Genomic DNA, 6,497 nt, shown 5'->3' with positions numbered 1-6,497 from the left:
GCTATACCCCTGCTTGCGCAGTCGCACGGCCTGTTTTCTTTTTTCTTCCTGCGCTGCGGCAGGTAATGAGCGAGCGTCTTCTATAATCATATGGGTAGTGTATCATACCTATATCGATGCCAGGTTAATAAATACGCCCTACGCTCCCAACCAGGCGGGTCTCCCATAAAACGCCCTGGCCAGGTTGCCGCCGTTAAGAATCTGTTCTTCAACGGTCACTCTTTCCACTCGGGTGACTGGCTGCGTATTGGTTCCGCAAAAGCTCATTGCGATGTGTCGGCCAAAAGCGTCTCTTTGCCCGGTGAGCAGGACGGCGTGTCCCAGTTGAAACTGTCCGTTGTAGAGAGGTTGATTGCGGTAGGAAAAAACGACGACGTCGCCGCGATTGAGTGAGGCGGGAAATGGCGCTGGCCAGGGGTAAAACGTCTCGTTGTGAAACATATTACGCATTATCTGTACGCCCCAGTTGCGTCCATTGATCACCCTGGCGGTATGCGCACGGTTATAACGATCAGAGAAAAATTGTCTCGGCGCCTGGGCTGCGGCGGCGGCCAGAAACAGCATTTCAAAACAGCATATTTCTATTTGATTGGGTCCCATTGTCAGCGGGTTGGGAACATTATGATCCAGCCCTCTCGCCCAGCGTTCCATGGAGCTGGTATAACGCCAGCGACGCCCCATGACCTGAGGCGGCATAACTAACGGAGACCATGTAATCCGTCGGTTTTGTTGATGCCACTGCTCAGCAATATTAATCGCGTTTTGCACATGTATTAATGCCATAAGTAAATCCCTGATCCCTGCTGAATTCTGTGTCCAGATTCTTTTATTAATCTCAGCTCAACTTCAACGCGCCAGCTTTCCACGTCATTCACTGCCGCTGCATTTTTCGTTTAAGTTAGCGCCCACCTGAAACAAAACCCTTTATCGTTTTTATTGGAAATTTACCTTCACGCAGAGTGAATGGCGGCACGATGCGCTCCCTGTTTCCCGGTTTAGTCAGACCATCATAGATACAAGACAATCCACACCGAGAAGCCCTTGTTCAATTATCAACGCCAGTTCAGCTCGCGCCAAAAAGCAAGTATTATTGTCTTGCAGTACCAGACACCACATATCGAGCCTTTCGCGAAACGGGAAGTTTTTCCCTTTATTTTCAAGTTACTTAGCGCATTTTATCGCTAATTGTTTGCAAGCTGGCTTTTAGACCAAACAGCCTCGAACAAAAGACAAATTGCTTTCATTCATCCAATTACTAGAATTATTGCTTTTCTTGCACACCTAAGGAAAGCGAAATGCAAAACAACAACCTTCCTGCTCAGCATCAACTTTTGCCGCTGGAAAACCCGCTCCCTGCCTGGAACTCTCAAACTCCCAAGGCTGGCAAAAAGCTGATGATCACCAGAGAAGCAAATGTCTTTATGCGCAGCCTGAATCTGTATGAGAAAACCCAGGTATACAAAGAGGCTCTCAAACTAACCAGCGACGGCGGCTATGGCTGGAACAGCAGAGGTTTTCAAAAAGCGCCCATGTTTATGCGTCATAAGATCTGCTCAGGCGGAATCAGTTTTATGTACAGCGTGAATCCCGAGATGATTGTTATTAATCGGATGAAACTGGAGCGGGAAATTACACAGGTTGAAACACCGGAGAACATGCAGCAGATGGGGTTGTTTGAGGTTAGGCGGGAGTCTGATATTCGGTGGCGAGAAGAAATAACTGAAAGGGAAATTCCCAGACTTGAGTTGGCCTGGGGAAAACCAAAACCCGTCCCTAAGATAAGAACAGAACATGTTGCAATCAATGGTATGTCGAATGATTTGAAAAAAGCCTCCTGGCTGATGGGCGTCCACACGGATACCGCCTACTGGGACGACTACGCCAAAGCCTACACGCTCTTCTACAACCCGACTCGTGGAAAAATCGACTTCTTCGAATGCATCGCAGATAAAATATCCACTACCGAGTTAGCGAAATTTCTAGCGGTTATGTTGATCGAAAATCAGCAAAAAGGCTTGCATCGCAAATGGACGGCGCATAGTCAGGGCGGAATTATCCTGACGCGGGCCGTAGAGCTGGTGAATCAAAGAGGCGTGCGCCTGGAAGGACAAAGAGTCTCGATTCATGCAGGAGGAAATGAGAAGACTCGCGCAGAGAAAGCCTTCAAGCAGGCAGGTATAACCATTGATGAAATCAAGCGAGATCACCCAAACGACCTCGTGCCAAACCTGGCTGGCTTCAACGACCTATCCCCCGGCTCTTTCTTGCGCAGCATGAACAGCATGTTTCTGGTATTCCGCGATAAGCGTCCTGTGCAAGCCAGCCCCCATACGTTACCCTTCCTCAGCGCCGAATGCGCCATCAGGCATTTGCAAATGAACGGCTATCAAAGAAAAGCGGAAAGGCTGGCGAAACATACAATGAAAGAGTTAGGCCTATTATGATCAATCAACTACTCAAGTCGATCTTAACAGGCAAAGGGCCGGATTTTTCAAAACTGACCGCGAAGGAATGCCGGATTGGCGACTATCTCTTGGCCTTCAGGTTGCCGGGCAATGTTCAGAGGTTAGCCAAACACAAAGACCCTGACCTGACACAGGTTATTCTCACTCCGAACGTTTTCATGGCGAGCGTAGAGAAAGAGTTCAATCGGGAGTATGTACATGCCTGTTTCGAATGGTGGGGGTACAGAGGCCTGTTCATAAAAGGCTATTCCGGTAAGCTCGGTGATATGAGCCTCACGATTGACGTAAACCGCGCAGAATCCCACACCCCAGTTGCCGAGGGAGACCTCGTTAGCCTGGAGACATACCTGAGAAGGGATCTATGGGACTACTACGAAACTGAGAAAAATAAAGACGGAAAACCTGGAGCCAACTGGGAGGCGCGGCACGCATTTGAGCACCCAGAGGAAATGAGCGCCCAAGGTTACATTCCACTCGGGAAACTCGTGTTAGTCACCCATCTGCCGGAAGTCTACTACAGACAAGAAATCAACGGCATCGACTGGCTGCACTACGGCATTCGCGGCGAAGGCGTCGGCCGAGGTCTGAACTACTACTGGGCTTATCCATTGGGCGCTGGTTACTACCTAACATTCAATTTTCATTTGACCTCCGAAGTGGGCGACAAAGAGCTGAGATACCAACGCATGTACGAAGACGCCAAGCGCATTATGTCGATGGTCGCGCTTCGAAAAGTCTGATAGTTAAGAAATTATTGGGCTTACTATGATCAAGCAGCTGTTGAAGCGACTTTTAACGGGCAAAGGGCCTGCTTTTTCAAGGCTTACTGCAAAGGAATGCAGCATCGGAGACTATCGGCTGAAGTATCAACTGCCAGGGAACGCCATTGATATTGGCATACCTAGGAAGCCCAATCCTTCGCACTTGAATCTAAATAATGACCTGTTCGCGACATATGAGTGCGACAAAGAGTTCAACCGCACCTTTGTGCAAATGGGGTTTGAGTGGTGGGCATATCGCGGGTTTTTCCTACAAGGCAGTTTTGGTCAACTAGGAAGAATGTCTTTGCATGTGGATGTTAATCGCGCCATGCCCCACTCGCCTATCAAAGAAGGCGACCTCGATAGTTTAGAGTCCTATCTGAAACAAGAGTATTGGACATACTACGAAACGGAAGAAACAGACGGCGGCATAAACCTGAGAGCCAGACAGCACTACGAAAATAACGAGGTTTTGATGTGCGATACGCCTGTCTCAGGCTTTCTGGTGAAACTACCTGATCCCTACACCAAAGAACGCATCCATGGCGCCGACTGGCTCTCCTACCACATCAACTCGGAAGGCATGGCCGGACACCACCACACCTACTACTGGGCCTATCCCCTAAACAAGGATTTCTACCTGACCGTCAGTTTCTGGATGCAGCTCGAAATAGGAAATCGCTCTATGCGGTCCGAACGCATGCGCGATGACGCAAGGCGCATCATGTCCATGATGGAGCTTCGTAAGGGCTGATAATGATCAACCAATTACTCAAACCTGCCTTAACAGGCAAAGGGCCGAGTTTTGCTGAGCTTACCGCAAAGGAATGCAGGATCGGCGACTATCTCTTGGTCTTCAGGTTGCCGGGCAATGTTCAGAGGTTAGCCAAACACAAAGACCCTGACCTGACACAGGTTCTTCTCACTCCGAACGCTTTTATGTCGAGCGTAGAGAAAGAGTTCAATCGGGAGTATGTACATGCCTGTTTTGAATGGTGGGGGTACAGAGGCCTGTTCATACAAGGCTATTCCGGTAAGCTCGGTGATATGAGCCTCACGATTGACGTAAACCGCGCAGAATCCCACACCCCAGTTGCCGAGGGAGACCTCGATAGCCTGGAGACATACCTGAGAAGGGATCTATGGGACTACTACGAAACTGAGAAAAATAAAGACGGAAAACCTGGAGCCAACTGGGAGGCGCGGTACGCATTTGAACACCCAGAGGAAATGAGCGCCCAAGGTTACATTCCACTCGGAAAACTGGCGTTAGTAACCCATCTGCCGGAAGTCTACTACAGACAAGAAATCAACGGCGTCGACTGGCTGCACTACGGCATTCGCGGCGAAGGCGTCGGCCGAGGTCTGAACTACTACTGGGCTTATCCATTGGGCGCTGGTTACTACCTGACATTCAATTTTCATTTGACCTCCGAAGTGGGCGACAAAGAGCTTAGGTACCAGCGTATGTACGCAGACGCTAAGCGCATAATGTCGATGGTCGCGCTTCGAGCAGTCTGATAGTTAAGAAATTATTGGGCTTACTATGATCATGCAACTGCCGAAGCAACTTTTAACAGGCAAAGGGTTAGATTTTTCTGATCTTACCGTGAAGGAATACAGGATGGTGCGCTATGACTTGCACTACAAGCTACCCGGAAAAGCCAATTTTGCCTATTGCGAGTATGCATACATATTATAACGCTTCAAAAGAAAACTATAGAAAGGACGATACTAAGAAAAATGAAGTTAATAATTTTTGACTGTGATGGAACACTCGTCGACAGTGAACATTTATGCAATTTAGCTCTACACGAGGAGTTAGCTCTACTAGGCTTAGAAAGCAACCCGACAACGCTCTTAAACAACTATCGTGGAATGAAATTAGCGAGGATCATCGAATCCATAGAACAACAGTACAGAACAACACTTCCAAAAGAATTTGAAGTCAACTATCGACACAGGATGAATCAGCTAATATCAACAAATTTAAAGCCTAACAATGGGATATTAGAGCTATTAGAAGCGCTCGACATTCCCTTTTGTGTGGCATCTTCAGCTCCAATGGAGAAAATCCTACTCTCGCTGAGAGTAACTGGATTGCTGGACTATTTTAGAGACAATATTTTCAGCTCATATGAAATAAACTCTTGGAAACCTGAACCAAGTATTTTTTTACATGCAGCAAAAATTATGAATAAAGCCCCAGCAGATTGCCTCGTTGTAGAAGACAGTTATGTTGGCATCGAGGCGGCATTCAATGCCAAGATGAAGTCCGCGTACTACAGCCCGACATCTGTCGACAAACCCAAGTTCAATGAAATTATTATCAACAACATTGTCGAAGTTATAGATGTCATTAAAAATGAAAGATCGTCTATCTCAGGCTTATTTTAATAGGGTACGATACGATTACAGATTTACAAGTAACGTCAAGCGCAGGCACGCAAAATCACTAGGCAGTTTCTGTAGTGAACTTTTGGGTTCAGGAGCAAATACCCAATATGTGGCGCCTACGCCTAAAAATAGCACCGCCAAACCAAATAAATTGCAATTATATGTTACGAGAGAGGAGTTATTTGAAATTACCATAGATATGATAAAGAAAAATTGTCAAACTGAAAAACTGCACATATAAACAGAGTTGTTTGAAATGAGTAAGAGAATTCGAGTTTTTGAAGCGCCAGGTGGAGAAGCAGCTACGCTGCCTATAAAACCATCTATGTGGCATAGTGAGCGAAGTGCGTATATCCCCCTTGATCATTGGTTATTAATTTTGGAGTTTGTACGGGAAATTATGCCAGGCAAGGCGGATTTCTTGGAGAATATGACTTTCGGATCATACAAATATAATTATTACTTGAATCTATCTAAAAGTGAGCAGACAAGCATTATTGATCTTTTGTATTCTGTTCAAGATAAACTAAGGAATAGTCCCTCGATTTTATCTCTGAAAGATAGAGTTGATGATTTTTACGACGAATTTGAAAATGAAGAATATTGCAAAATGATCGAAGCCGTTATTGCGGTTTATGAGGAAGCGAGGAGATTACAAAGTCCTGTCTGTGTGTATAACGATTAAGCTGTTCCAGACAGTGGTGATGAGCCAGGCAAATCGCACTATGTGGTTGAATAGTAGACAGTAAATCCATAGAGTACGCCCATTTTTCTCCCCTAATAAGGACTGTTATGGGTTCTTCTTTAATTGACGGCGTTAAACACCATTTCTCCAGCCTTTCTGATCCTCGTCGAGTTTCTGATCCTCGTCGAG

At 46.5% G+C, this 6,497-nt stretch carries 7 protein-coding genes; 6 read left to right on the top strand and 1 reads right to left on the bottom strand.

Annotated features, from left to right (window positions below; genetic code table 11):
* Positions 1 to 138: 138 nt before the first annotated feature.
* On the bottom strand, positions 139 to 783 hold the full coding sequence (locus KP814_RS31760; RefSeq protein WP_216740547.1) for a hypothetical protein: 645 nt from the start codon (positions 781 to 783) through the stop codon (positions 139 to 141).
* 512 nt (positions 784 to 1,295) lie between these two features.
* Between KP814_RS31760 and KP814_RS31755 the strand changes: the two genes are divergently transcribed.
* The 6 genes from KP814_RS31755 (at position 1,296) to KP814_RS31730 (ending at position 6,308) form a co-directional block, all read left to right on the top strand.
* On the top strand, positions 1,296 to 2,444 hold the full coding sequence (locus KP814_RS31755) for a hypothetical protein (protein ID WP_216740546.1): 1,149 nt from the start codon (positions 1,296 to 1,298) through the stop codon (positions 2,442 to 2,444).
* The gene (locus KP814_RS31750) at positions 2,441 to 3,205 is read left to right on the top strand and encodes a hypothetical protein (RefSeq protein WP_216740545.1); all 765 of its coding nucleotides are present in this window, start codon (positions 2,441 to 2,443) and stop codon (positions 3,203 to 3,205) included. Before KP814_RS31755 ends, KP814_RS31750 begins: the two co-directional genes overlap by 4 nt.
* 25 nt (positions 3,206 to 3,230) lie before the next feature.
* Positions 3,231 to 3,980 carry a hypothetical protein gene (locus tag KP814_RS31745; protein WP_216740544.1) on the top strand — a complete coding sequence of 250 codons (750 nt, stop codon included), beginning with the start codon at positions 3,231 to 3,233 and terminating at the stop codon, positions 3,978 to 3,980.
* A gap of 2 nt (positions 3,981 to 3,982) precedes the next feature.
* Positions 3,983 to 4,747: a hypothetical protein gene (locus KP814_RS31740; protein ID WP_216740543.1), complete on the top strand. Its 765-nt coding sequence runs from the start codon at positions 3,983 to 3,985 to the stop codon at positions 4,745 to 4,747.
* 222 nt (positions 4,748 to 4,969) lie between these two features.
* Positions 4,970 to 5,623 carry an HAD family phosphatase gene (locus tag KP814_RS31735; RefSeq protein WP_216740542.1) on the top strand — a complete coding sequence of 218 codons (654 nt, stop codon included), beginning with the start codon at positions 4,970 to 4,972 and terminating at the stop codon, positions 5,621 to 5,623.
* Positions 5,624 to 5,879: 256 nt separating this feature from the next.
* Entirely contained in the window at positions 5,880 to 6,308 is a 429-nt protein-coding gene (locus KP814_RS31730) for a hypothetical protein (RefSeq protein ID WP_216740541.1), read from the top strand.
* Positions 6,309 to 6,497: the final 189 nt, after the last annotated feature.

The organism is Hahella sp. HN01 (assembly GCF_018986435.1).
Classification (GTDB): domain Bacteria; phylum Pseudomonadota; class Gammaproteobacteria; order Pseudomonadales; family Oleiphilaceae; genus Hahella.
Note: the sequence above shows the minus strand (reverse complement) of the source record. Positions and strands in the feature narration are given on the sequence as shown.